Below are 26,295 nucleotides of genomic sequence, written 5' to 3' on the forward strand. Positions count from 1 at the left end.
GCGACGTTCTTGAATGAACAGCATTGTCCTGTTTGAGCCGCCGTTGGCAATTGAAGTGAACCCTCGCGTCGATTGCTTGACCTAACGCACAAGACCTCAGGAGGTGAACCATGCAAATCGAATACATCTGGATCATTTTGGCCGCGCTGTTGGTGCTGGTTGAGTTATGGGCGATTAATTGTGTATTGCGCAGTGGGAGCCGTGCGGAGACCAAGATGCTGTGGGTGGTGGTGATTGTCTTCGTACCGCTGCTGGGGTTGATCCTGTGGGCGCTCACCGGGCCGAAAGCGGTGGTCAAGGCCGACACCGGCGTCGAGCACGGCAAGCATTGAGTGCAACGAAAGCGCGCTGTGGGAGCTGCCAGCTCCCACAGTAACTTGGCGTTATGTGTTAGCGGCCAAGGCCTTGGAGATCGCTTGGTTGAATGCCGGCAGATCGTCCGGTGTGCGTGAGGTGATCAGCGTCCAGCCATTGGCCTGACACGCCTTGACCTCGGCATCCACCCAATCAGCGGCACCGGCATTGACCAGATCGATACGCACACTTTTATACGACGTGAGGGTTTTGCCGGTGACCACTCCGGCGTCAATCAAGGTCCAGGGCCCGTGGCAGATGGCGGCGATGATTTTGCCGGATTTGACGAAGTCATTGATCAAGCGCAACGCGCCCGGATCCTGACGCAATGTATCTGCGTTCACGGTGCCGCCTGGGATCACCAAGGCATCGAAATCGCTGCCCAGCAGGTCCGAAAGCTTGGCATCGGATTCCACGGTTTGGTCTTTCTCGGTGTCATGGAGAAAAGTCTGGGTGGTACCGCCTTCGCTTGAGGCATGGGTCACGGTGGCGCCGGCGTCGCGCAAGGTGTGCAGCGGTTGCAGCAATTCATCCCGTTCGATGCCGGTGTTGGAAGTGATGATCAGAATTTTCTTGCCGTGCAGTTGTGAACTCATGATCAGTGTTCTCCTGGTGGGTTTGTCGGGGTACTAGGGGGTTGAGGCGCGCGGCGGCAAAAGGTTTAAATTAATCAGGCATTTCCCCGATAAAAAACCATCGGAGCAACAAAGAGTTGTCCACGAAAACCGTGGGTATCTCTGTGGATAACCCGAGGTGAACCCGACGGGAAGGGCGATTTCGCGGCAGGTCAATATTTGATCAGGTTCAGCTGCAGGCCCCGATTCGCTGGGCTTGCGCTTGACGTGCAGAGGAAAAGCCAGTGCTGGATTACGTGTCGCGTTCAGGTGCCGTGGGGCAGGTGGACACCCGTGCAGTTGCCAACTTGACGCTGGCAGGCCAGCCCCGACATGCTCCACCTTCCACGCTCAAGGATTGCCCATGGACAACAGCCCCGTACGTATCAATGCCGAGGAACTGCTCGCGGATAACTGGTACCTGCTGAAAAAATACAGTTTCGATTTGCGCCGTCGCGATGGTCGTTGGCAAGCCCAGACCCGTGAGGTGTATGACCGCGGCAACGGCGCGACTATTCTGCTGTACAACGCCGAGCGGCGTACGGTACTGCTGATTCGCCAGTTCCGCATGCCGACCTTCGTCAATGATCACGACGGCTACCTGATTGAAACCGCCGCCGGCCTGCTGGACAACGCCAGCCCCGAAGAACGCATTCGCCTGGAAGCCGAGGAAGAAACCGGTTACCGGGTCGGTCATGTGGAGAAAATCTACTCGGCGTTCATGAGCCCTGGCTCCGTGACCGAACGCATTCACTTCTTCCTTGGCGAATATCAGCCTGGCGATCGCGTAAGCGAGGGCGGCGGGCTGGAAGATGAGGGCGAAGACATTGAAGTGCTGGAGTTGGGGGTCGATGAGGCCATTGCCATGGTGGCGCGTGGCGAGATTGTCGACGGCAAGACCATCATGCTGCTGCAATACCTTGAATTGCGGTTGCTCAAGGCAGCCCTGACCGACTAGGCGCAGGGCGCAGGCGTGACGGCGACCCGGTAACGCTCATCGAAATCATCCGCCAACTGCGCCAGGGTAACGTTGCCCAGACGCTGCAGCAGTAACGCCTGGGCGTCATCAAACGCCTGGGTCAGCGCCGCGTTGACGGCCTGTTCCACCAGGCACTGCGGATGGTCGGTGGACAGTCCAATGGCAAAGATCGACGGCGTGCCGAGCGCGCGGTGAATGTCCAGCAGGGTGATATCGCTCAACGGCTTGCCCAGGGTCCAGCCGCCCTGATGGCCCTTTTCGGAGCGCACATAACCGTTTTGCTTGAGCAGGCCCATGGTGCGGCGTACTACCACCGGGTTGGTGCCGAGCATCTGCGCGAGGGTGTCCGAGGTCGTCCGCTGATCGTGTCGGTCCATGTGGATCAGGACGTGGAGCATGCGCGAAAGTCGGGTGTCGTTTCTCATCGGGGTCTCGTGAATGGTAAGGCGGGGCGCCAGTCAGTATCGTTCGTAACGATTTAAGTTGCGAGACTATTGACGACGTATTTTTATGTAACTTATGGTGTGTCGTGAAAGCCTTTGAACCTCAAAGGCGAACAGAGAGGTCATTCTCATGGTTTACGACGTCATCATCGTGGGCGGCAGCTATGCCGGTCTTTCTGCGGGTTTGCAACTGGCTCGCGCCCGCCGTCAGGTGCTGGTGATCGATGCGGGGCAGCGGCGTAATCGGTTTGCCGCCACTTCCCACGGTTTCCTTGGCCAGGATGGCGAAGCGCCCGGTGTGATCGCCGCGGAAGGGCGGGCACAGTTGATGGAATATCCAACGGTTCGCTGGGTGAAGGACAGCGCTGTGCAGGCGCAATCCGCGCAGGCGGGTTTCTCGATACGCACGTTACACAGTGGCGCATTCGATACGCGTCGCCTGGTCCTCGCGACCGGCGTGGTGGATGATTTGCCGAACGTCGAGGGGCTGGCCGAACGTTGGGGGCGCAGTGTGTTCCATTGTCCTTACTGCCATGGCTATGAACTGGATCAAGGCCGTATCGGCGTGCTCGCTACCTCGGCGTTATCGATGCACCACGCGCTGATGCTGCCGGATTGGGGGACCACCACGTTGTTCACCAATGGCGTGTTTGTGCCGGACGCCGAGCAACAGGCGCAACTGGAACGACGCGGTGTTACGGTGGAAAGTGCCGCCGTGCGCCAGATCGCTGGCGAGCGGGCGGATGTCGAACTGGAGGATGGTCGGGTCGTGCCTTTGGATGGCTTGTTCACGATGCCTCGCACCCGCATGGCCAGCCCGCTGGCCGAACAGTTGGGCTGTGAATTTAACGAGGGACCGATGGGCTTGTTTATCCAGACCGGGGAAACCCGCCAAACCACCGTGCCCGGTGTGTTTGCCTGCGGTGACGCGGCGATTGCCGCTGGCTCGGTGGCGCTGGCGGTGGGCGAGGGCGTACGGGCCGGAGTGGGGGCACACCAATCATTGATCATGGGATGAGGTGGCCTGATTGACGCTCGCTGGCACCCTGTAAAGGTGCGTGAGCGAGCGTCAATGATCAGCCAGGCGACGGACGTCTAGCGCACCAGGCACGGCCGTTTGTTATCGAAGGTCCAACCGGGAATCATGAATTGCATGGCGACACTGTCATCGCGCGCCCCCAGGCCCATGCCTTTGTACAGTTCGTGAGCGTGGGCCACGGCGTCCATATCGATCTCCACACCCAGCCCGGGCTTGGCGGGTACCTGAATATGCCCGTCGACAATCTGCAGGGGGGCTTTGGTCAGGCGCTGTCCGTCCTGCCAGATCCAGTGGGTGTCGATGGCGGTAATCTCGCCCGGCGCGGCGGCCGCTACCTGAGTGAACATTGCCAGGGAAATATCGAAGTGGTTGTTGGAATGCGAGCCCCAGGTCAAGCCCCATTCATGGCACATTTGCGCGACCCGAACCGAGCCTTGCATCGTCCAGAAGTGCGGGTCGGCCAAGGGGATGTCCACCGACTGCAATTGGATGGCATGTCCCATTTCCCGCCAGTCGGTGGCGATCATATTGGTGGCCGTCGGCAACCCGGTGGCGCGCCGGAATTCTGCCATCACTTCACGTCCCGAATAACCATTCTCCGCGCCACAAGGGTCCTCGGCATAGGCCAATACATGATGCTGGTCGCGGCACAGGGCGATGGCTTCTTGCAATGACCAGGCGCCGTTCGGGTCCAGGGTGATACGCGCGTCGGGGAAGCGTTCGGCAAGTGCCGTGACCGCTTCGATTTCTTCAGCGCCACGCAATACGCCACCCTTGAGCTTGAAGTCGTTGAAACCGTATTTGGCTTTGGCCGCTTCCGCCAGGCGCACAATGGCCTCCGGGGTCATCGCCTGTTCATGACGCAAGCGGCACCAGTCATCGGCATTGGCTTCACTGCGATAAGCCAGGTCGGTTTTCTGCCGATCACCGATGTAAAACAGGTAGCCCAGCATCTTCACCGCGTCACGCTGCTGGCCTTCGCCCAACAGCGCCGCCACCGGCACCTCGAGAAACTGCCCGAGCAGGTCCAACAGTGCGGCTTCCATTGCGGTGACGGCATGAATGGTGATGCGCAAATCAAAGGTTTGCAGGCCGCGCCCGCCGGCATCGCGGGCGGCGAAGGTACGGCGCATGGCATTGAGGATGCGCTGGTATTCGCCAATGGGTTTGCCGATCACCAGGCTGCGGGCGTCTTCCAGGGTTTCCCGGATACGCTCGCCACCGGGGACCTCACCCACACCGACGTGCCCGGCGCTGTCCTTGAGAATCACGATGTTGCGCGTAAAAAACGGGCCGTGGGCGCCACTGAGGTTGAGCAGCATGCTGTCATGTCCGGCCACCGGAATGACCTCCAGGTGCGTCACGACGGGAGCGCTGCGGGCGTGGTGCTGATGTTCTGTGTGCATGATGTCTTCCTTACTTGCTCAAGGCGGGGGCAGGTTGCAGCGTGGACGAGGTCGACGAGCCGGGCAGGGTCTTGGCGAAAAACACCAGGATGGCTGCAATGACCGAAGTCCCGGCCAGGCCATACAGGCCACCCTGGATCGACCCGGTGGTCTGTTCGAGGAAACCGAAGGTGGTCGGCGCGACAAAACCGCCAAGGTTGCCGATGGAGTTGATCAGCGCGATCACGGCCGCCGCGATCCGTGCATCCAGGTAGCCTTGCGGAATCGGCCAGAACAGCGCGGACGCGGACTTGAAGCCAATGGCGGCAAAGCAGATGGCGATAAAGGCAAAGATCGGCCCACCGGTGGTTGAGAGGAACATACCGGTGGCGGCAATCAACAGGGCGACGGCAACCCAGGCTTGCTGAAACCTGAACTTGCCGGCCAGGGTGGCAAAGGCGTACATGGCAATAATGGAGATCAGCCAGGGGATCGAGTTGTAGAACCCCACCTGAATGTCGCTCAGGTCGCCCATTTTCTTGATGATGCTCGGCAGCCAGAAGGTGGCGGCGTAGATGGTCAGCTGGATGCAGAAATACAACGCGCAGAACAGCATGATCTGGCGATCCTTGAGCAGCGTACCCAAGGTTGGCTTGACCGTGATGGCTGCGTCCCGCAATTGTTGCTCACGCTCGATTTCACCGACCAGTGCGTCCTGCTCTTCACGGCTGAGCCACTTCGCATCATGGGGTTTGGAGTCCAGCCAATACCATACGAATGCGCAGAGTACGACCGAGGCCATGCCTTCGATGATGAACATCCACTGCCAGCCATGCAGCCCGAGACCGGTGATTTGCAGCAGTACGCCGGAGAGCGGACCGGACACCAATGAAGCAATCGCCGAACCGCTGAGAAAGATTGCAATCGCCTTGCCACGTTCCGCGCCTGGCAGCCAGCGAGTGAAGTAGTAGATCACGCCGGGGAAAAAACCGGCCTCCGCGACCCCCAGCAGAAAACGCAGGATGTAGAAGTGGGTTTCGTTCTGGATAAACGCCATCAAGGTGGCGGTAATGCCCCAGGTGAACATGATCCGTGTCAGCCAGATACGCGCGCCGACCTTTTGCAGGAGCATGTTGGAGGGCACTTCAAACAGCGCGTAGCCGATGAAAAACAATCCGGCGCCGAAACCGTAGGCCGCCGCACCGATGCCCAGATCATGCTCCATGTGTGTACGCACAAAGCCGATGTTGACGCGGTCGATGTAATTGACGATGAACATGATCACAAAAAGTGGCAGCACATGCCGCTTCACCTTTTGGATTGCGCGAGCCAGAACTGGATCGATGGCAGGCGCAGCTGTCGCAGGGGTTGGAGGATTCACGAGGTAGAACTCCCACTGGTTTATTGTTGTGCGGGGGACGGTCTGGTTGGCAGAGGACGTCTGACAACTTGATAGACATCATACAACTCGCTTTTTTAGACTGGCAATGGGATTGATATCAGGGGTTGGGATTATTTTTGTTCTATAGGTGTGCTTTTCGGAGTTATTTGAGAAATAAAGACGTTCGGTTTCTTTCGACTGAAAAGCTCTGGCTTATCGAATGTAGGGAATTGTTGAGCGTTGTCATACAAGTGGAGGCGTCTTTTTTGGCAAGTGGGGTGCTAGTATGGGCGCGCTCCCCTGACCGGAAATTTTCATGCAAAACGACAGTCCCTCCCTGCAGCGCAAACGCTCACAAGGTCTCGCCCATGACATCGTCACGGCGTTGACCCAGCGTATTTTGCTTGGGCAGATGGTGCCGGGTGAAAAGCTGCCGTCCGAATCCACCCTCGTTGCCGAGTACGGCGTCAGTCGCACGGTGGTGCGCGAGGCGATTTCCAAGTTGCAGGCCGCGGGGCTGGTGGAAACCCGACACGGCGTGGGCAGCTTTGTGCTGGAGCGCGACGAGCGTCGCGGGTTGCATCTGGCCCACGACACAGCGGTCAGCGTGCGCGGGATTCTCGAACTGCGCATGGGCCTGGAGACCCAGGCGGCGGCCTTGGCGGCAATGCGCCGCACCGATCAGCAATTGCTGCAGATGCGCCAGGCCCTCGATGACTATCAGGATTCGCTGGCCAACAACGACAGCAGTGTCGAACCGGATGTGCGCTTTCATCGTTTGATTGCCCAGGCCACCGGCAACACCTATTTCACTGATGCGATCTATCACTTGGGACACTCAGTGATTCCGCGCACCCGGATCAATGCGCAGGAGCGCGGTGATGTTGACCTGATGAAGCTGGGACACATGGCGAATCTTGAACATGAGGCGATTCTCAAGGCGATCCGCCGGCAGGATCCCGATGCAGCTCGGGCGGCGATGTGGTTGCATTTGAGTAATAGCCTGGAGCGTATGACGGGGGAGTAAGCGCGAGGGTTGGCTGGGGGCAAGTTAAAAAATGCTGCGGTGGCAGTGCGATAAGGGGCCGGCTTGAGATCCGCCCCTCACCCTCTCCCCGGAGGGCATAGGTATCTACACAACTTTCAGAAACTGACGAATTTCCCTGTGGCGAGCGGGCTTGTCCCGCGTTGGGCTGTGAAGCAGCCCCAGTAAGCCGAATGCGGTGTATCAGATACTCCATAGCGGCTGGTTTTGGGGCTGCTTCAGCCCAACGCGGGACAAGCCCGCTCGCCACAACAGCCCTATCTGCTTGGTCTGGCGACAGGTTTGGGGTGAGGGGTGGATCTCGGGCCAAACCCAACAGTACCATCCACCGCACCGATCAAAATCGCTCTTCAGCGTATTACCTGACTTCATAAATCTTGAAAAGAGACCAATAAACGCACCCAATCCCAGGGGCATTTTCTTCAATACGAGACCGCCACGGGAACGTAGCCTGCAGGTCACCCACCACCTGTCATCTCAAAAGGGAAGTGCAATGAGTCTGATCATGTCCATGGCGGCCTTCGCCCTGGCAACCTCCATCACACCGGGACCGGTCAATGTCGTCGCCCTGAGTTCCGGAGCACGGTTTGGTTTTGCGGCCAGCCAAAAACACGTGGCCGGCGCAGCGCTGGGATTTACCTTGTTGTTGCTGTTGATCGGTCTGGGGCTGCATGAATTGTTGGTGCGCTGGCCTGTCTTGGCCCAGGGCATTCAGTGGGGCGGCGTGGTCTTTTTGCTGTATATGGCCTACAAGCTGGCGGTGGATGATGGCCGACTCGATGCGCAGGGCACCGCAATTGCGCCCTCAATGCTGTATGGCGCGATCATGCAATGGCTTAACCCCAAGGCGTGGTTGGCTTGCGTCGCGGGCATGGGGCTGTTTGCCGCGCAGGGCGAAGCGACCCGGGTCTGGCAATTGGCGGCGGTGTATCTGGTGGTGTGCTACCTGTCGGTGGCGTGTTGGGCGTATGTCGGCACGTTCTTGCGCCGCTACCTGAGCAATGCCCGTGGCGTGCGCCTGTTCAATCGGGCGATGGCGCTGCTGTTGGTGATCAGCGTGGCGTACCTGTTGCTGACCTGATTCAGCCGCGATACTGTCCCGGCGTGGCTGCCAGGTGCTGTTTGAACACACGCTGGAAATGCGCCTGGTCGGCAAATCCCGCCGCCAGGGCCACCTCCGCGATCAACCGGCCGCTGCGCAGCAGGGCACGGGCGAACTGGATGCGCTGGTTGACCAGAAACGCATGGGGTGTCATCCCGTAGGATTGTTTGAATGCGCGGATCAAGTACGACGGCGACAGCTGTGCTGCCTGGCAGATGTCTTCGAGTTTCAGCACGTCGGTGCAGTGTTCGCGGATGTACTCGGCGGCGCGCTCCAGCTTGTGGTTGACCTCCCGCAGCGGATTGGCCGCCGGGTTCAGGCGCAGTTGCACCTCGCTGAAAAAACTCACGACCGCGCTCTGTTTGTGCAAGTGCTCGGTGTGCTCGTCCACGAGAACCTCATACAGCTCCAACAAGCCGCTAAACAGCACTGGATCATCGGTGTGGGTGGTGCTGAAGCGACGAAAATCCAGGGTGTCGGCAAAACCCAGTTGGTGCTGCAAGTCGGTCAGCCACGGCGTATCGATGTACAGCATGTGATACGACCAAGGCTGGTCATCCACAGGATTGCAGGCATGCACATCGCCGGGATTCATCAGCACCACGGTGCCGGCGCGGATCTGGAATGTGTCTGCGCCATGAATGTACAGGCTCTGTCCGGCGGTGATCGCGCCGATCGAAAAGTGCTCATGGGCGTGCCGCGTGTAGCAGACCTTGCGTCCGTCGGCGATGGTGCGCGCCTCGATGAACGGCAAGCTGTCGTCCCGCCAGAAGCGCGGTGCGGCCGGGTCCGGCGGCGTCTCCCGGATCAATTGACGTGCGGCTTTAAAAACGCCGCCTCCAGCAACTGTTGGGTGTAGGCATGCCGGGGTTCGGCAAAGATCGCCTGCGCATCCCCTTGCTCCACCACCTGACCTTGCTTGACCACCATCAACTGATGACTCAGCGCCTTGACCACCGCCAGGTCGTGGCTGATGAACAGGTAGGTCAGGTTGTACTTCGCTTGCAGATTACGCAGCAGTTCGACCACCTGGCGCTGTACCGTGCGGTCCAGGGCTGAAGTGGGCTCGTCCAGGAGGATCAGCCGCGGCTTGAGCACCAGCGCACGGGCGATGGCGATACGCTGGCGTTGGCCGCCGGAAAACTCATGGGGATAGCGGTGGCGGGTTTCCGGGTCCAGCCCGACTTCCTTGAGCGCGGCGATAATCGCGGCTTCCTGTTCGGCGGCAGAACCCATCTTGTGAATCCGCAAACCTTCGCCCACGATCTCGCTGACACACATGCGCGGGCTCAGGCTGCCGAAGGGGTCTTGAAACACCACCTGCATTTCGCGGCGCAACGGACGCACTTGCTGCTGGCTCAGGCGATCGAGTTGCTGGCCTTCGAAACGAATCCCACCCTGGCTGCCGATCAACCGCAAGATCGCCAAGCCCAAGGTGGATTTGCCGGAGCCACTTTCGCCGACAATGCCCAGGGTCTGGCCCTGGGGCAGGCTGAAGTTGATACCGTCCACCGCCTTGACGTGATCGACGGTGCGGCGCAACAAGCCTTTCTTGATCGGGAACCAGACCTTCAGGTCGTCGACTTCCAGCAGCGGCGGGCCGACGACATTGGCCGCCGGGCCACCGCTGGGTTCGGCGGCCAACAGTTCCTGGGTGTAGGGGTGCCGGGGTGCACGGAACAGCTCCTCACAAGCAGCCTGCTCGACAATTGCGCCGCACTGCATCACGCACACACGGTGGGCGATACGCCGGACCAGATTCAAGTCATGGCTGATCAACAGCATCGCCATGCCCAACCGCGCCTGCAGCTCTTTGAGCAACTCCAGGATTTTCAACTGCACGGTCACATCCAGGGCCGTGGTCGGTTCGTCAGCGATCAACAGTTCCGGTTCGTTGGCCAGCGCCATGGCGATCATCACGCGCTGGCGCTGGCCGCCGGACAGTTCATGGGGCAGGGCCTTGAGGCGCTTGTGCGGTTCAGGAATGCCTACCAGGTCCAGCAACTCCAGCGTGCGGTGGGTAGCGGCCTTGCCCGTCAGGCCCTTGTGCAGGCCGAGGACTTCGTTGATCTGCTTTTCGATGCAATGCAGCGGGTTCAGCGAGGTCATCGGCTCCTGGAAAATCATCGCAATGCGATTCCCGCGAATATGCCGCAGGTGTTTTTCCTTGAGGGTCAGCAAGTCCTGGCCCGCGTAGCGGATCGTTCCGCTCGGGTGCCGCGCCAGCGGGTAGGGCAGCAGGCGCAGGATCGAATGGGCGGTCACCGATTTGCCGGAGCCGCTTTCACCCACCAGGGCCAGGGTTTCGCCGCGCTTGATATCAAAAGTGATGTGCTCCACCACCCGCTGATGCTGGTTGCCGGTGACGAACTCGACGCTGAGGTCGCGGACTTCGATCAGATTGTCCTGATTCATCTCATTTCCTCGGGTCGAAGGCGTCGCGTGCGGACTCGCCGATAAACACCAGCAAGCTCAACATGATCGCCAATACGGCAAAGGCGCTGATACCCAGCCAGGGCGCCTGCAAGTTGGATTTACCCTGGGCCACCAGTTCGCCGAGGGACGGCGAGCCGGCGGGCAGGCCAAAGCCAAGGAAGTCCAGGGCGGTCAGGGTGCCGATGGCGCCGGTCAGAATGAATGGCATGAACGTCATGGTCGAGACCATGGCGTTGGGCAGGATATGCCGGAACATGATCGCGCCATTCTGCATGCCCAGGGCCCGGGCGGCCCGCACGTATTCCAGATTGCGTCCGCGCAGGAACTCGGCGCGCACCACATCCACCAGGCTCATCCAGGAGAACAGCAGCATGATCCCCAGCAGCCACCAGAAATTCGGCTGCACGAAGCTGGCGAGAATGATCAGCAAATACAGCACCGGCAAGCCGGACCATATCTCCAGGAAGCGCTGGCCCGCCAGGTCGACCCAGCCGCCATAAAAACCCTGCAGTGCGCCGGCCGCGACGCCGATGATCGAACTCAGCACGGTCAACGTCAGCGCAAACAGCACCGAAATGCGAAAGCCATAAATCACTCGCGCCAGGACATCCCGTGCCTGGTCATCGGTGCCCAGCAGGTTTTCCGCCGAAGGTGGGGCCGGAGCCGGGACTTTCAGGTCGTAGTTGATGCTCTGGTAGCTGAACGGGATGGGCGCCCAGAGTGTCCAGGCATCCTTGGCCTTGAGCAGTTCACGGATGTACGGGCTTTTGTAGTTGGCTTCCAGGGGAAACTCGCCGCCGAAGGTGGTTTCCGGGTAACGCTTGAGCGCCGGGAAGTACCATTCGCCGTCGTAATGCACGGCCAGAGGCTTGTCGTTGGCAATCAGCTCGGCGCCCAGGCTCAGCCCGAACAGGATCAGGAACAGCCACAGCGACCACCAGCCACGCTTGTTGGCCTTGAAACGCTCGAAACGGCGGCGATTGAGGGGGGATAGATTCATCTCAATGCTCCCGGCTTTCAAAGTCGATGCGTGGATCTACCAGGGTGTAGGTGAGGTCCCCGATCAGCTTCACCACCAAACCGAGCAAGGTAAAGATAAACAGGGTGCCGAACACTACCGGGTAGTCGCGATTGATCGCCGCTTCGAAGCTCATCAGGCCCAGGCCATCCAGGGAAAAGATCACTTCCACCAGCAGCGAGCCGGTGAAGAAAATACCGATAAACGCTGAAGGGAAACCGGCGATCACCAACAACATGGCATTGCGAAACACGTGGCCGTACAGCACACGGTGGTTAGTCAGGCCCTTGGCCTTGGCGGTGATCACGTATTGCTTGTTGATTTCGTCGAGAAAGCTGTTTTTGGTCAGCAACGTCATGGTCGCGAAGTTACCGATCACCAAGGCGGTGACGGGCAGGGCCAAGTGCCAGAAGTAGTCGAGGATTTTCCCGGCGGTGCTCAGCTCGTCGAAATTGTTCGAGGTCAGGCCGCGCAGCGGGAACCAGTCAAAGTAGCTGCCGCCGGCAAACACCACGATCAACAGAATCGCAAACAGAAACGCCGGAATCGCATAGCCGACGATAATCGCCGAACTGGTCCACACATCGAAGTGGCTGCCATGCCGCGTGGCTTTGGCGATCCCCAGGGGAATCGACACCAGGTACATGATCAGGGTGCTCCATAACCCGAGGGAAATGGACACCGGCATCTTTTCCTTGATCAGGTCGATGACCTTGGCATCGCGGAAGAAGCTTTCACCAAAATCCAACTGTGCGTAGTTTTTGATCATGATCCACAAGCGTTCCGGCGCCGACTTGTCGAAGCCGTACATTTTTTCGATTTCCTTGACCAGCGCCGGGTCCAGGCCCTGGGCGCCACGGTAGCTGGAACCGGCCACCGAGACTTCCGCGCCGCCACCGGCAATGCGACTGGTGGCGCCTTCAAAACCTTCCAGCTTGGCGATCATCTGTTCTACCGGGCCGCCGGGCGCGGCCTGGATAATCACAAAGTTGATCAGCAGGATGCCCAGCAGCGTCGGGATGATCAGCAGCAGTCGGCGAAAAATATAGGCCAGCATCTCAGTCGCCTCCGCTCGCCGGATCGGCTGTGGTGTCTGTTTCCAGGGGCACGGCCGGGGCCTTGTCGGGTTTGATCCACCAAGTGGCGACGCCTATGTCATAGCGCGGTGACACTTTCGGATGACCGAGATGATCCCAATAGGCCACGCGATAGGTCTTGATGTGCCAGTTGGGGATCACGTAGTAGCCGAACTGCAGCACACGGTCCAGGGCTTTGGCGTGGGCCACCAGGCTTTTGCGTGAGTCGGCGTCGATCAACTCTTCCACCAATTGGTCGATGGCCGGGTCCTTGAGGCCGATGTAGTTGCGGCTGCCGGGATTGTCAGCGCTGGAGGATTTCCAGAACTCACGTTGCTCGTTGCCAGGAGAGGACGACTGCGGAAAGCTGCCGACCAGCATGTCGAAATCACGCGAGCGCAGGCGATTGATGTACTGCGAGACATCGACCCGGCGAATCTCCAGATCGATGCCGAGGTCGGCCAGGTTGCGCTTGAACGGTAGCAGGATGCGTTCGAATTCGGTCTGGGCCAACAGAAACTCAATGGTCAGCGGTTTGCCGCTGGCATCGACCATCTTGTCTTCGACAATGCGCCAGCCGGCTTCCTGGAGCAATTGATAGGCTTCGCGCTGTTGCGCGCGGATCATGCCGCTGGCGTCGGTCTTCGGCGGTTCGAAGGCTTCAGTGAAGACCGCAGGCGGGATTTTGTCGCGCAGCGGTTCGAGAATCGCCAGCTCGTCAGGTCCGGGCAGACCGGTAGCGGCCATGTCCGAGTTTTCGAAATAGCTGCGGGTTCGGGTGTAGGCACCATTGAACAGTTGCTTGTTGGTCCATTCGAAGTCCATCAGCAGACTGATGGCTTTGCGTACCCGCACGTCCTGGAACATCGGTTTGCGGATATTGAACACAAAACCCTGCATCCCGGTGGGATTGCCGTTGGGAATTTCTTCCTTGATCAGGCGACCTTCGGCCACAGCCGGGACGTTGTAGGCATTGGCCCAGTTTTTTGCGCTGATCTCCTGCCAGAAATCGAACTGGCCGGCCTTCAGCGCCTCGAGGGCGACAGTGTTGTCGCGGTAATAGTCAGTAATCCGGTAATCGAAGTTGTACAGCCCTTTGTTGATCGGCAAATCCTTGCCCCAGTAGTCTTTGACCCGTTCATAACGAATCGACCTGCCTGGCTTGACCTCCGCCACTTTGTACGGGCCGCTGCCCAGCGGGATCTCCAGGCTGCCCTTGGCGAAATCGCGTTCGGCCCACCAATGTTTGGGCAGCACTGGCAACTGGCCGAGGATCAGCGGCAACTCGCGGTTGGTCGTGGTTTTGAACTTGAACAGCACCCGCAAAGGGTCTTCGGCCACCACCTCATCGACGTCGGCATAGTAGGTGCGGAAGATCGGCGAGCCGTGTTTGATCAGGGTCTGGAAGGTGAACACCACGTCTTCGGCGTGGACCGGATGGCCGTCATTGAAGCGCGCTTCGGGGCGCAGGTAGAAGCGCACCCAGCTGTTATCCGGGGCCTTTTCGATCTTGCCGGCGATCAGGCCATATTCGGTGATGGGCTCGTCCAGGCCTTGCTGGGCCAGGGTATCGTAGATCAGGCCGATGTTATCGGCTGGCACGCCCTTGCTGATAAACGGATTGAGGCTGTCAAAGCCGCCCATGGCCGACTCGCGAAAGGTACCGCCCTTGGGGGCATCGGGGTTTACATAGTCGACGTGTTTGAAGTTCGCGGGGTACTTGGGCGGTTCGTCATAGAGGGTCAAGGCATGCTGCGGGGCGGCGTTAGCGGCTGCACAAAAAAACAGGCCGCTGATAATCATAGTACGCAAAGGCTTCATTGGGTTTTCTCCGAAGCTTTCAGCCACCATGCGCGCAGACCCAGGCTGTAGGGCGGCGTGGTGACGAAGGCGAACCGGTTGCGGTACGCCAGGCGATGATAGTTGATGTACCAATTGGGAATGCTGTAGTGCTGCCAGAGCAGGACCCGATCCAGGGCCCGGCCGGCGGCGACCTGTTCGTCACGGGTCTGGGCGGCCAGTAACTGTTCCAGCAGGTGATCGACCACCGGATTGGCAATGCCCGCGTAATTCTTGCTGCCCTTGATCCCGACCTGGCTGGAATGAAAGTACTGCCACTGTTCAAGACCGGGACTCAAGGTCTGGTTGAGGGTCATGAGGATCATGTCGAAGTCGAATTGATCGAGGCGTTGTTTGTACTGGGCGCGATCAACGGTACGCAGATGGGCGTCGATGCCGATGCTCGCGAGGTTTTCGACATAAGGTTGCAGGATGCGCTCCAGATTCGGGTTGACCAGGAGAATCTCGAAGCGCAACGGTTGCCCCTCGCGGTTGAGCAGGCGTTGCCCGGAAAGCTTCCAGCCGCCCTCGGCCAGCAAGCCGAGCGCACGACGCAGAGTTTCCCGGGGAATGCCGCGCCCGTCGGTCTGCGGTAGGCTGAAGGCCTGGGTAAAAAGCTCGGCCGGCAGTTGTGCTCGATAGGGTGAGAGTTTCAGCCATTCATGGCCTACCGGGAGTCCGCTGGCTGAGAATTCACTGTTGGGGTAATAGCTCAAGCTGCGCTTGTAAGTGCCGCTGAAGAGGGTGCGGTTGGTCCACTCGAAATCGAACATCAGCCCCAGGGCTTCACGAACCTTGGTCTGACTGAAGGTGGCGCGCCGGCTGTTCATGAACAGGCCTTGGCTCTGGGTCGGAATCTGGTGAGGGATCTGCGCCTTGATCACGTCTCCCCGGTTAACCGCCGGGAAGTTATAGCTATTGGCCCAGTTCTTGGCCTGGTGCTCGATGTAGATATCGAACTCGCCAGCCTTGAACGCTTCGAAGGCCACGGCGCTGTCGCGATAAAACTCGACCTCGACCTTGTTGAAATTGTAGAAACCCCGGTTGACCGCGAGGTCTTTGCCCCAGTAATTCCTCACCCGTTCGAACACCAGTTCGCGACCCGGCTGGACCTTGCTGATGCGGTACGGCCCGCTGCCCAGCGGTGGCTCGAAGGTGGTGGCTTTGAAATCGCGGTTCTTCCAGTAGTGCTGGGGCAGCACCGGCAATTCTCCGAGGCGCAGTATCAGCAACGGATTACCGGCGCGCTTGAACACAAAACGAATACGTTGGCGATTGAGGATGTCGACCCGCGCCACCTCTTGCAGGTTGGTGCGGTATTGCGGATGACCTTCGGTCAGCAACGTGCGATAGGAAAATGCCACGTCATAGGCAGTGATGGGCTTGCCGTCATGGAAGCGCGCTTCTGGACGCAGGTTAAACACCACCCAGCTGCGATCCTCGCTGTATTCCACCGATTGCGCGATCAGGCCATAACTGGAAGTGGGTTCATCGCCGGAAGGCGCGTATTGACCGGTACCGACCATCAGCGGTTCGTTGAGCTCGTTGACCCCGTATTGCAGGAAATTGGCGCTGGCGACCGGGCTTGAGCCTTTGAAGGTATAGGGGTTGAGGGTATCGAATGTGCCAAAGGCCATTACCCGCAAAGTACCGCCTTTTGGCGCTGCGGGCTTTACCCACTCGAAGTGGGTGAATTTGGCCGGGTACTTGAGCGTGCCGAACTGTGCATAACCGTGGCTTTCGGTAATGCTCGCGTTCGCGGAAAAGCTCAAGGCCAGGCTTATTAGTAGAAGGAGGGGACGCTTCAAGTCAGAGATCCGATCCAGGCGGCTTGGGCTTTATGGACGGTACAGTAACAGCTTGTTCCGGCTGGAAAAAGACTCTTGAAAGCGATGGCAAACCTACAGGTCTTGGAGCGAGGAGACTTGCCTGTGGCTGGCGGGGGGGAACTCATCTGTGGCGAGGGGGCTTGTCCCCCGTTGGGCTGCGCAGCAGCCCTCAAACCAGCCGCCGAGGAGTGCCCGATACGCCGCATTCTTCTTTATTAGGGCTGCTGCGCAGCCCAACGGGGGACAAGCCCCCTCGCCACAGATGAGCCCATCACCAAAAGTAAGGGGCGCATCGATTACCGCGGTCCGGAAACCACGAGCATTTGTCCCGGCTTCAAGGCTTGGCTGGTGCGTGGATTCCAGCGTTTGAGATGTTGCATCTTGACGTTGAAGCGCTTGGCCACGAGGTACAGCGAGTCACCTTTCTTGACCTTGTACTGCTGCGGCTTCTTGCGCGCAGCCCTGCGGGTATCCTGCATCACCAGCGTCTGGCCGACTTTCAGCGATTGGCCATTGAGCTTGTTCCAGCGTTGCAGGTCATGCACCTTGACCCGGTTGGCCTTGGCGATCAGTGTCAGGTTGTCGCCGCTTTTGACCTTGTAGATACGTGAACGTCCAGCCACCGCCTTGTGTTCAACCTCGTCGAACACTGGTTTTTTCGGGCGCAGGCTGAGCAATTCCTCGCGGTTCATCGAGGACAGGCTGCTGGCCAGCAATTGCGCCTTGGAGGTTGGCACCAGCAAGTGCTGGGGGCCGTCCAGGGTGGTGCGTTGCTTGAACGCCGGATTAAGCTGGAATAACTCGTCTTCGTCGATTTGCACCAGCGCCGCGACCCGCGACAGGTCCATGCTTTGCTTGACTTCAACCATTTTGAAATAGGGTTGGTTGGCAATCGGGTTCAGATTGATGCCGTAAGCTTCAGGAGCCAGCACTACCTGGGACAGTGCCAGGAACTTGGGCACGTAGTCACGGGTTTCCTGTGGCAGGGGCAGGTTCCAGTAGTCGGTCGGCAGGCCGAGCTTTTCATTGCGCTCGATCGCGCGGCTGACCGTGCCTTCGCCGGCATTATAAGCCGCCAGCGCCAACAGCCAGTCGCCGTTGAACATGTCATGCAGACGTGTCAGGTAGTCCAGGGCGGCGGTGGTGGAGGCGGTGATATCGCGTCGGCCGTCGTAGGCCCGGGTCTGGCGCAAGTTGAAGTAGCGCCCGGTGGAGGGAATGAATTGCCACAACCCCACGGCATCGCTGCGCGAGTAAGCCAGGGGGTTGTAAGCGCTCTCAATGACTGGCAGCAGCGCCAGCTCCAGCGGCATGTTGCGCTCTTCAAGGCGTTCAACGATGTAATGAATATAGAGACTGCCGCGTTCGCCGGCGTTCTCCAGGAAAGACGGGTTGCTGGCAAACCACAGGCGCTGCTGTTCAATGCGCGGGTTGACGCCGGCGTCACCCTGTAGCTGGAAACCCTGGCGCATGCGTTCCCAGACATCCTGGGGCACCTGGGGGCTTGGCTTCTCTGATAGCCAAAGGGGTTTTTGCTTGATCTTGGCAGTAAAGCTGGGTTTGGGTTGCACGGTGGATTGTGCAGCGAAATGAGTCGTTTGGCAGCCCGCCAGAGTTGCGGAGACAGCCACCGCAATGGCTTGAGCCAAGCGGGTCAATGCGTCTGAATGATTGGACTTACGAATAGATGACGACATTGGCTGGAAGTTAGTTCCGGGCAAAAATGTCGGGCGATTCTAGAAAGCACGTAGGTCGAGGTCAACCATTCAGAAAATCTGTATCAGAAGCGCTCTTCTTAGAACGTATCTTTCCAAGACCGCAAGCTAGCAAAAACCGCACTTGCCGAGCGATTGTCGCGGTCACTCCATTCGTCCGCTTTTTGTTTAACGGATGTTTCAGCAGTGCGCAAAAAAGGGTTTGTGAGTTTTTCCAGGGCCAGCGTCGAAGGCAAGGTCATCTTGCTGTCGGCTCTGAGTTGACTGACTTTTGCCACCCGCTCGGCGATATCGCGATTGCCGGGTTCCACGGCCTGGGCAAATCTCAAGTTACTTTGTGTGTACTCGTGGGTGCAGTAAACCAGGGTGTCCTCAGGCAAGGCCACGAGGCGCTCGAGAGAGGCGTACATTTGTTCTGGCGTGCCTTCGAACAAGCGTCCGCAACCGGCGGCGAAGAGGGTATCGCCACAGAACAGCAGGCCATGATGGTAATAGGCGATATGCCCAAGGGTATGACCGGGCACCGCGAGCACTTCAAACTCCCATCCCAGTACCTGCACGCGGTCGTTGTCCTTCAGGGCGTTATCACGGCCGGGGATCTTTTCATTCGCCGGACCGTGGACAATGGCGTGGCATGCATCCTTGAGTTGTTGCACACCCCCGACATGGTCATGGTGGTGGTGAGTGATCAGGATATCGCTGAGGGTCCAGCCCGGGTGCTGTTCCAGCCAGGCCAGCACCGGCGTGGCGTCGCCGGGGTCGACAACCGCGCAACGATGGCTGCGGTGGTCCTGTAACAACCAGATGTAGTTATCGGTGAAGGCGGGCAGGGCACTGATCTGTATCATTCTTCTATTCGCCAAGCGGAACACATTGGTGCATCTTAGAACGTCTTGGCGTGTTTGGAGAATGCAATGACTGATAAAGCGTTCGCCCAGGCCGATCCTGAGTGGCTGGCCCTGATCGGTGCGGCCCGCGATTGGCTGAATGGGCCGATCGGACAATTTCTGCTGGAGGAAGAGCGGCGCATGCTCGAGGATGAGCTGGGGCGCTTCTTTGGCGGTTATCTCGTGCATTACGGCCCTTCGGCTCAAACACCCCCGCCTGCGCCCCAGGTACAGCGCAACGTCCGTCTGGGGGCGCCGTTGCCGGGCGTGGAGATTGTCTGTGAGGAACAGGCCTGGCCGTTGAGCGAGCACGCTGCCGATGTGGTGGTGCTGCAGCACGGCCTGGATTTCTGCCTTTCCCCCCACGGCCTGTTACGGGAAGCGGCCAGCAGCGTGCGCCCTGGTGGCCATTTGCTGATTATCGGCATCAACCCTTGGAGTACCTGGGGCCTGCGGCACGTCTTTGCCCATGACGGGTTGAAACGGGCACGCTGCATCTCGCCATCGAGGGTCGGCGACTGGTTGAACCTGCTGGGCTTCGCACTGGAGAAACGCCGCTTCGGGTGCTATCGTCCGCCGCTCGCGTCGAGCAAGTGGCAGGGCCGCCTGGCAGGCTGGGAACGCAAGGCCGGTACCTGGCAGTTGTCCGGCGGCGGTTTCTATCTGCTGGTGGCCCGCAAGATCGTGGTCGGGCTGCGGCCAGTCCGTCAGGTGCGACGCGAACCGATGAGCAAGCTGGTGCCGATGCCGTTGGCCAAGGTCAATCGTCGGTCCTGCGAGCAATAAAACACTCTTTAAGCATTCAGGCCGGACTTCGCGGCCTCGGGTTGCGCCGGCCGATTGTCGGCAGCCCGTTTTGATGGATAACGTAATGACCGATAGCGTAGAACTCTTCACCGATGGCGCCTGCAAAGGTAATCCCGGCCCCGGCGGCTGGGGCGCGTTATTGGTATGCAAGGGCGTGGAGAAGGAACTGTGGGGCGGCGAGGCCAACACGACGAACAATCGCATGGAGTTGATGGGCGCGATTCGCGGCCTGGAGGAACTCAAGCGGCGTTGCGACGTGTTGCTGGTGACTGACTCCCAGTACGTCATGAAAGGCATCAATGAGTGGATGGTCAACTGGAAAAAGCGCGGTTGGAAAACCGCAGCCAAGGAACCGGTGAAGAACGCCGACCTGTGGCAGTTGCTCGACGAGCAATGTAATCGCCATAACATCACCTGGAAATGGGTGCGTGGGCATATCGGCCATCCCGGCAACGAACGGGCCGACCAGTTGGCCAATCGGGGCGTGGATGAAGTGCGCGGCTACAAGCAGAGCTGAGCAGGACCGCGCGGTCCCGGTCCTGCAAGCGACGTGTTAATATTGCGCCCCTTGAAATACACCACACCGTTGAGAGCTGAACCCTGATGGCCATCCGATCTGTTGTACTCGATACCGAAACCACCGGCATGCCGGTGACCGATGGCCACCGGATCATTGAAATTGGTTGTGTCGAACTGATAGGGCGCCGCCTGACCGGTCGCCATTTTCACGTGTACCTGCAACCGGACCGCGAAAGTGACGAGGGCGCCATCGGCGTCCACGGCATCACCAACGAATTCCTGGTGGGTAAACCGCGTTTCGCTGAAGTCGCCGATGAGTTTTTTGCATTTATCGAAGGCGCGCAACTGATCATTCATAACGCCGCGTTCGACGTTGGCTTCATCAACAATGAATTCGCCTTGATGGGGCAATCGGACCGGGCTGATATCAGCCGTCACTGCACCATCCTCGATACCTTGATGATGGCGCGTGAGCGGCACCCGGGCCAGCGCAACAGTCTCGACGCCTTGTGCAAGCGTTATGGCGTCGACAACTCCGGTCGTGAATTGCACGGCGCCTTGCTCGACTCCGAGATCCTGGCCGACGTTTACCTGACCATGACGGGCGGCCAGACCAGCCTGTCGCTGGCGGGTAACGCTTCGGATGGCAACGGCTCTGCGGAAGGCTCGGGGAATCGACCTTCGGAAATCCGCCGCCTGCCGTCAGACCGCATCCCCACGACCATCATCCGAGCCAGCGAGCAGGACATGGCCGAGCATGCCGCGCGTCTTGAGGCCATCGCCAAGTCGGCAGGCGCCCCGGCGCTGTGGAGCCAATTGGCCGAGTAGGCGGCATCGGCCTCCCGCGGCGTCAATCTTCATTCGCGACAACTGTCCCGAGCTTCTACCCTGAGTACATCGCCCTCAGGACACGTGGCTCCCATGTATAAAGACCTGAAGTTTCCCATCCTTATCGTGCATCGCGACATCAAGGCGGACACCGTTGCCGGTGATCGAGTCAGGGGCATTGCCCGGGAGTTGGAACAAGAGGGCTTCAGTGTATTTTCCGCCGTGGACTATGCCGAAGGCCGCCTGGTGGCTTCTACGCATCATGGCTTGGCCTGCATGCTGATCGCCGCCGAAGGCGCCGGCGAAAACACCCATCTGCTGCAAAACATGGTCGAACTGATTCGCTTGGCGCGGGTGCGTGCACCGAACCTGCCGATCTTCGCCCTGGGCGAACAAGTCACGCTGGAAAACGCTCCGGCGGATGCCATGAGCGAACTCAATCAACTGCGTGGCATTCTCTATTTGTTCGAAGACACTGTGCCGTTTCTGGCCAGGCAGGTGGCGCGCGCTGCCCGAACCTACCTGGATGGTCTGTTGCCGCCATTTTTCAAGGCGCTGGTGCAACACACCGCCGATTCCAATTACTCCTGGCACACGCCGGGTCACGGCGGCGGCGTGGCCTACCGCAAAAGCCCGGTAGGGCAGGCGTTCCACCAGTTTTTTGGGGAAAACACCCTGCGTTCGGATTTATCGGTGTCGGTCCCGGAACTGGGATCGCTGCTGGATCACACCGGGCCTTTGGCTGCGGCTGAGGCGCGCGCCGCGCGCAACTTCGGGGCGGATCACACCTTTTTCGTGATTAACGGCACCTCGACCGCCAACAAGATTGTCTGGCATTCAATGGTCGGACGCGACGATCTGGTGCTGGTAGACCGCAATTGCCACAAGTCGGTTTTGCACTCGATCATCATGACCGGCGCCATTCCGTTGTACCTGTGCCCTGAACGCAATGAACTCGGAATCATCGGTCCGATTCCACTGACCGAGTTCAGTCGCGAGTCGATTCGCGCGAAAATCGATGCCAGCCCGCTGACCCGTGGCCGCGTGCCCAAGGTCAAGCTGGCGGTGGTCACCAATTCCACCTACGACGGCCTGTGCTACAACGCCGAACTGATCAAGCAGCAATTGGGTGACAGCGTCGAGGTGCTGCATTTTGACGAAGCCTGGTATGCCTACGCGGCCTTCCACGAGTTCTTTGCCGGACGCTACGGCATGGGCACTTCGCGCAGCGTTGACAGCCCGCTGGTGTTTACCACGCATTCCACACACAAATTGCTGGCGGCCTTCAGTCAGGCCTCGATGATCCATGTCCAGGACGGCGGTGCCCGGCAACTGGATCGCGACCGTTTCAATGAAGCATTCATGATGCATATCTCGACCTCGCCGCAGTACAGCATCATCGCCTCCCTGGATGTGGCGTCGGCGATGATGGAGGGCCCGGCGGGGCGCTCGTTGCTGCAGGAAATGTTCGATGAAGCCTTGAGTTTCCGGCGTGCCCTGGCCAATTTGCGTCAGCATATCGGCGCTGACGACTGGTGGTTTTCCATCTGGCAACCGCCTTCAGTGGCGGGAATCGACCGCGTCGCTACCGACGACTGGTTATTGCAGCCCGAAGCCGACTGGCATGGTTTTGGTGAGGTGGCCGAAGATTATGTGCTGCTCGACCCGATCAAGGTAACGCTGGTGATGCCCGGCCTGACGGCGGGCGGGGCCTTGAGTGACTGCGGTATCCCGGCGGCGGTGGTCAGCAAGTTTCTGTGGGAGCGTGGGTTGGTGGTGGAAAAAACCGGCCTGTATTCGTTCCTCGTGCTGTTTTCCATGGGCATCACCAAGGGCAAGTGGAGTACCCTGCTCACCGAATTGCTGGAGTTCAAGCGAAGTCATGACGCCAACGTAAGCCTGGCCAGTTGTCTGCCTTCGGTGTTTCAACAAAGCCCGGCGCGCTATCAGGGGTTGGGATTGCAAGACCTGTGCAACCAGTTGCACGGATGTTATCGCAGTAACGCCACGGCCAAGCATCTCAAGCGCATGTACACCGTCTTGCCGGAGGTGGCGATGAAACCCGCCGATGCCTACGACCAGTTGGTGCGCGGCGAAGTCGAAGCGGTCTGTATCGACGCCTTGCAGGGGCGTATCGCCGCCGTGATGCTGGTGCCTTATCCACCAGGCATTCCGCTGATCATGCCCGGAGAGCGCTTTACCGAGTCGACACGATCGATCATCGACTACCTGGCATTCGCCAGGGAGTTCGATAGCAGTTTCCCCGGTTTTGTTGCCGATGTTCATGGACTGCAACACGAAGACGGCGGCAAGGGTCGTTGTTACACCGTTGATTGCATCAAGCGTTAAGGATAGTTATGCAAGCTGTCATGAATCCGAAGTACCCAGGGCTCAGTGTGCGAGTCGCTGATGAGGGATTTGACGCCTACGTATGGGGCAACGATTTCAGCTTTGAGGTCAGTGTCTACGGCGCGCCCGAGTTGGGCAGGAGTGTCGATCAGTGGGCTGTGGAACAGGTCCCGCCGTATCGCAAGTGCTACGGCATTGATCCGGAGGAGTTCGCCAGCTATCGCGATGCGGCCGACAGTGCGGTATTTATGGCCTATCTGGATGATCGCGCCGTCGGGCATATTGTGGTCAGCACCAATTGGAACGGTTTTGCGCATGTCGACGAGCTGGCGGTGGTCGTGCCGGCACGAAGGCATGGCGTGGCCAAGGCATTGTTGGACGTCGCACAGTTCTGGAGCCGCAAGAAAAACCTGCCGGGCATGATGCTGGAAACCCAGAACAACAACCTTGGCGCTTGTCGCCTGTATGAGCGTTGCGGTTATGTGCTGGGCGGGATCGACCACCTGCGATATCGCGGGATTGACCCGCAGACCTCGGAAGTGGCGATTTTCTGGTACCGGCTATTCAAATCAGAGTTGGAACGGACCTGATGTATTCAAGAAACCGTCGCCGCCAGTAAACCTTCGGCTTTCTGCGTGATGATTTCCAGCAACGCATTCAGCGCCGGAGGGGCGGTGCTGCCCTTGAGCGTCAGCGCATACAGATTCACCATGACCGGAGGGGACAATGGACACGTATCCAGTCCGGATTCCCGGCCGCCGCTGGCGGTGAACGGATCGACTATCGCCAGACCTTCTCCGGCCTCGACCATGCTGCGCATCATCTGGTAGGTCTGCACCCGAGTCTGCACCACCGGTGGCGGACGCAGTGCCTGCAGTTTGCTCGCCAGTAGCAGGCTCAGCGGGTCCTGGTCTTCCAGGCCGATCATTGACTGTCCGGCCAGCTCCTGCAGCGCACTGTATTTCTGGCGTGGCTTGAGCCAGCCGTGAGGCGCCAGCAATTGCAACTTGCCCTGTGCCAGTACGGTGCTACTGATTTGCGGATGTTCGGGGTCATGCAGGCTGAGGCCAAGGTCGGCTTCGCCGAGCAGCAGGCTCTTCACAATATCGCGGGTCGCCTGGCTAGACAGATTGCAGGGTGTGTCCTGGAACCGGCGTCGCAGCGCAGCAATGCTTTGCGGCAGCAATTGATTGGCCAGCGGGGGAATGCACAGCGTGCGTAGCGGCGGGGCGTGGTGGTTTTTCAGGCTGCTGGCCAGGCGTTGCACCGGTTCCAGGGCTTCGTAGAGCGGGGCAATCGCGCTTTGCAGTTCCAGCGCCTCACGGGTGGCCTGGAGCCTGCCCCGGACGCTGGCAAACAGCATGAAGCCCAACTGTCGCTCGGCGTCCTTCAGAGTGGCATCGACATCGGACACAGTCAGTTGCAACCATTCGGCAGCGGTGCCGAGGTGGCCGGTCTGCAAAATGGCCTGAATCACTTCGATATGACGTAAACGCATGCGTGAAGTCCATGTCCAGCAGGTGAGGAGTTCAAGGCTTGAATCCTAACCCAAGTCCGTCCACATGACTTCTGCCGGGTGCATTAGCTTAAGACGCGAGAATGGTTTCTGGCTCGCGAACGATGATAGTGCCCGATTGAATCAGTTTGAACTCATCGCCTTGCAGTTTTTCTACACGGTCGCCAATGGCCAGCTTGTAGGTGGTGGTGAGTGCCGAGCCAGCCAAACCATCATGCTGCGGGTCGGATTCCTGGAATTCATGCACGGAGTAAACGCGACCTTCCGCGTCTCGGGCATGGAATTGTCCAACAAGTACTGCTGCCATCTGTTTAGAACCTCTGGAGATAAACACCGATTTGCGGTTCTGTAGACCGTCGTTGAGCGGGGTAGTTTACCTGTATGAAAAAAATACTATTCGTTTACTTTTTCAAAGGGTTCCTGCCTCGGGTTATGCCAGATAAACGCCTGCGCGAGTGTCGAGCGTGCTGGTGATCGTGGGGCGAAGTCTTTATAACTACACGCTCCTTTAGTCAGAAATCGGGAACAACCAATGAGCAAGGTCTACGAGATTGCCGTACTGGTCGGCAGCTTGAGAAAAGAGTCGATCAACCGCAAGGTCGCCCTGGCATTGGCGGCGTTGGCACCTTCGAACCTCAACCTGAAAATTGTCGAGATTGGCGAGTTGCCGATGTATAACGAAGACATCGACGGCCAAACGCCGCCTGCCGCCTACAGTGCATTCCGCCAGCAACTGCGGGCGTGCGACGCGGTATTGTTCGTCACCCCCGAATACAACCGCTCCGTGCCGGCGGCCTTGAAGAACGCCATCGATGTCGGCTCTCGCCCTTACGGCCAGAGCGCCTGGAGCGGCAAGCCGGGTGCAATTATCAGCGTGTCGCCCGGCGCCATCGGCGGTTTTGGCGCCAATCACCATTTGCGCCAGTCGTTGGTGTTTCTCGATGTCGCCTGCATGCAGCAACCCGAAGCCTATCTGGGCGGCGCGGGCAATGCGTTTGACGAGGCCGGCAACGTCTCGGACAAAACCAAACCGTTCCTGCAGGCGTTTATCGACGCTTACGGCAAGTGGGTGGAAAAGCAACAGGGCTGACACGCCCGCCACCGGTAGATACTCGCGTCTACCGGTGGCTGCAG

25 protein-coding genes are annotated in these 26,295 nt (G+C 59.2%); 11 read left to right on the top strand and 14 right to left on the bottom strand.

All coding sequences use genetic code 11. From position 1 onward, the window contains the following. The first annotated feature begins 110 nt into the window (after positions 1-110). Positions 111-332, top strand: a complete 222-nt coding sequence (locus AC6CIA_RS00040; protein WP_339531368.1) for a PLD nuclease N-terminal domain-containing protein — start codon at positions 111-113, stop codon at positions 330-332. Positions 333-383: 51 nt separating this feature from the next. On the opposite strand, the gene AC6CIA_RS00045 is transcribed toward AC6CIA_RS00040, so the two are convergent. Next, on the bottom strand, positions 384-950 hold the full coding sequence (locus AC6CIA_RS00045; protein ID WP_498310056.1) for a type 1 glutamine amidotransferase domain-containing protein: 567 nt from the start codon (positions 948-950) through the stop codon (positions 384-386). A gap of 382 nt (positions 951-1,332) precedes the next feature. Between AC6CIA_RS00045 and AC6CIA_RS00050 the strand changes: the two genes are divergently transcribed. Continuing rightward, positions 1,333-1,926, top strand: a complete 594-nt coding sequence (locus tag AC6CIA_RS00050) for an NUDIX domain-containing protein (RefSeq protein WP_498310057.1) — start codon at positions 1,333-1,335, stop codon at positions 1,924-1,926. On the opposite strand, the gene AC6CIA_RS00055 is transcribed toward AC6CIA_RS00050, so the two are convergent. Next, positions 1,923-2,372 (bottom strand): Rrf2 family transcriptional regulator, encoded by a 450-nt coding sequence (locus tag AC6CIA_RS00055; RefSeq protein WP_498310058.1) that lies wholly within the window; start codon positions 2,370-2,372, stop codon positions 1,923-1,925. The two genes, AC6CIA_RS00050 and AC6CIA_RS00055, sit on opposite strands and share 4 nt — an antisense overlap. A gap of 148 nt (positions 2,373-2,520) precedes the next feature. Between AC6CIA_RS00055 and AC6CIA_RS00060 the strand changes: the two genes are divergently transcribed. Next, on the top strand, positions 2,521-3,408 hold the full coding sequence (locus AC6CIA_RS00060) for an NAD(P)/FAD-dependent oxidoreductase (protein ID WP_498310059.1): 888 nt from the start codon (positions 2,521-2,523) through the stop codon (positions 3,406-3,408). Positions 3,409-3,485: 77 nt separating this feature from the next. On the opposite strand, the gene gudD is transcribed toward AC6CIA_RS00060, so the two are convergent. Together gudD and AC6CIA_RS00070 are read right to left on the bottom strand one after the other, a co-directional pair. Next, positions 3,486-4,835 carry a glucarate dehydratase gene (gene gudD / locus AC6CIA_RS00065; RefSeq protein ID WP_498310060.1) on the bottom strand — a complete coding sequence of 450 codons (1,350 nt, stop codon included), beginning with the start codon at positions 4,833-4,835 and terminating at the stop codon, positions 3,486-3,488. Between the two features lie 10 nt (positions 4,836-4,845). Continuing rightward, on the bottom strand, positions 4,846-6,195 hold the full coding sequence (locus AC6CIA_RS00070; protein ID WP_498310061.1) for an MFS transporter: 1,350 nt from the start codon (positions 6,193-6,195) through the stop codon (positions 4,846-4,848). Positions 6,196-6,511: 316 nt separating this feature from the next. Between AC6CIA_RS00070 and AC6CIA_RS00075 the strand changes: the two genes are divergently transcribed. Together AC6CIA_RS00075 and AC6CIA_RS00080 are read left to right on the top strand one after the other, a co-directional pair. Beyond that, positions 6,512-7,222: a FadR/GntR family transcriptional regulator gene (locus AC6CIA_RS00075; RefSeq protein ID WP_498310062.1), complete on the top strand. Its 711-nt coding sequence runs from the start codon at positions 6,512-6,514 to the stop codon at positions 7,220-7,222. Between the two features lie 511 nt (positions 7,223-7,733). Further along, positions 7,734-8,321, top strand: a complete 588-nt coding sequence (locus AC6CIA_RS00080; protein ID WP_498310063.1) for a LysE family translocator — start codon at positions 7,734-7,736, stop codon at positions 8,319-8,321. Position 8,322: 1 nt separating this feature from the next. Here the strand turns inward: AC6CIA_RS00080 and AC6CIA_RS00085 are convergent, their stop codons facing one another. From AC6CIA_RS00085 to gloB, 8 genes are all read right to left on the bottom strand, one after another. Further along, positions 8,323-9,153 (bottom strand): AraC family ligand binding domain-containing protein, encoded by an 831-nt coding sequence (locus tag AC6CIA_RS00085; RefSeq protein WP_498310064.1) that lies wholly within the window; start codon positions 9,151-9,153, stop codon positions 8,323-8,325. Further along, on the bottom strand, positions 9,150-10,757 hold the full coding sequence (locus AC6CIA_RS00090) for an ABC transporter ATP-binding protein (RefSeq protein ID WP_498310065.1): 1,608 nt from the start codon (positions 10,755-10,757) through the stop codon (positions 9,150-9,152). The genes AC6CIA_RS00085 and AC6CIA_RS00090 overlap by 4 nt, the downstream gene beginning before the upstream one ends. A gap of 1 nt (position 10,758) precedes the next feature. Next, positions 10,759-11,778, bottom strand: coding sequence for an ABC transporter permease (locus AC6CIA_RS00095; RefSeq protein ID WP_339531350.1), 1,020 nt, complete (start codon positions 11,776-11,778; stop codon positions 10,759-10,761). Between the two features lies 1 nt (position 11,779). Continuing rightward, the gene (locus AC6CIA_RS00100) at positions 11,780-12,853 is read right to left on the bottom strand and encodes a microcin C ABC transporter permease YejB (RefSeq protein WP_498310066.1); all 1,074 of its coding nucleotides are present in this window, start codon (positions 12,851-12,853) and stop codon (positions 11,780-11,782) included. 1 nt (position 12,854) lies between these two features. Beyond that, entirely contained in the window at positions 12,855-14,693 is a 1,839-nt protein-coding gene (locus tag AC6CIA_RS00105; RefSeq protein WP_498310067.1) for an extracellular solute-binding protein, read from the bottom strand. Beyond that, a complete protein-coding gene (locus AC6CIA_RS00110; RefSeq protein WP_498310068.1) occupies positions 14,690-16,519 on the bottom strand; it encodes an extracellular solute-binding protein in 1,830 nt (609 codons plus the stop codon). Before AC6CIA_RS00110 ends, AC6CIA_RS00105 begins: the two co-directional genes overlap by 4 nt. 317 nt (positions 16,520-16,836) lie before the next feature. Continuing rightward, positions 16,837-18,237 (bottom strand): lytic transglycosylase domain-containing protein, encoded by a 1,401-nt coding sequence (locus AC6CIA_RS00115; RefSeq protein WP_498310069.1) that lies wholly within the window; start codon positions 18,235-18,237, stop codon positions 16,837-16,839. Positions 18,238-18,335: 98 nt separating this feature from the next. After that, on the bottom strand, positions 18,336-19,103 hold the full coding sequence (gene gloB / locus AC6CIA_RS00120) for a hydroxyacylglutathione hydrolase (protein WP_498310070.1): 768 nt from the start codon (positions 19,101-19,103) through the stop codon (positions 18,336-18,338). Positions 19,104-19,169: 66 nt separating this feature from the next. Here gloB and AC6CIA_RS00125 point away from each other — a divergent pair, with 66 nt between their 5' ends. From AC6CIA_RS00125 to AC6CIA_RS00145, 5 genes are all read left to right on the top strand, one after another. Continuing rightward, a complete protein-coding gene (locus AC6CIA_RS00125) occupies positions 19,170-19,928 on the top strand; it encodes a class I SAM-dependent methyltransferase (protein WP_498310071.1) in 759 nt (252 codons plus the stop codon). Between the two features lie 85 nt (positions 19,929-20,013). Further along, complete coding sequence (gene rnhA, locus AC6CIA_RS00130; RefSeq protein ID WP_029291380.1) at positions 20,014-20,466, top strand: ribonuclease HI; 453 nt, start codon at positions 20,014-20,016, stop codon at positions 20,464-20,466. Positions 20,467-20,558: 92 nt separating this feature from the next. Next, positions 20,559-21,296, top strand: a complete 738-nt coding sequence (gene dnaQ, locus AC6CIA_RS00135; RefSeq protein WP_498310413.1) for a DNA polymerase III subunit epsilon — start codon at positions 20,559-20,561, stop codon at positions 21,294-21,296. A gap of 93 nt (positions 21,297-21,389) precedes the next feature. Continuing rightward, the gene (locus AC6CIA_RS00140) at positions 21,390-23,645 is read left to right on the top strand and encodes an Orn/Lys/Arg family decarboxylase (RefSeq protein WP_498310072.1); all 2,256 of its coding nucleotides are present in this window, start codon (positions 21,390-21,392) and stop codon (positions 23,643-23,645) included. Between the two features lie 8 nt (positions 23,646-23,653). Next, a complete protein-coding gene (locus tag AC6CIA_RS00145) occupies positions 23,654-24,235 on the top strand; it encodes a GNAT family N-acetyltransferase (protein WP_498310073.1) in 582 nt (193 codons plus the stop codon). 5 nt (positions 24,236-24,240) lie between these two features. On the opposite strand, the gene AC6CIA_RS00150 is transcribed toward AC6CIA_RS00145, so the two are convergent. After that, positions 24,241-25,143 carry a LysR substrate-binding domain-containing protein gene (locus AC6CIA_RS00150; protein WP_498310074.1) on the bottom strand — a complete coding sequence of 301 codons (903 nt, stop codon included), beginning with the start codon at positions 25,141-25,143 and terminating at the stop codon, positions 24,241-24,243. Positions 25,144-25,231: 88 nt separating this feature from the next. Beyond that, entirely contained in the window at positions 25,232-25,468 is a 237-nt protein-coding gene (locus AC6CIA_RS00155) for a hypothetical protein (RefSeq protein ID WP_498310075.1), read from the bottom strand. A gap of 225 nt (positions 25,469-25,693) precedes the next feature. On the opposite strand from AC6CIA_RS00155, the gene AC6CIA_RS00160 reads away from it, so the two are divergent. Then, positions 25,694-26,251, top strand: a complete 558-nt coding sequence (locus tag AC6CIA_RS00160; RefSeq protein WP_498310076.1) for an NADPH-dependent FMN reductase — start codon at positions 25,694-25,696, stop codon at positions 26,249-26,251. Positions 26,252-26,295 lie beyond the last annotated feature (44 nt).

The sequence above is a fragment of the Pseudomonas sp. GQ91 genome (genome assembly GCF_059758795.1).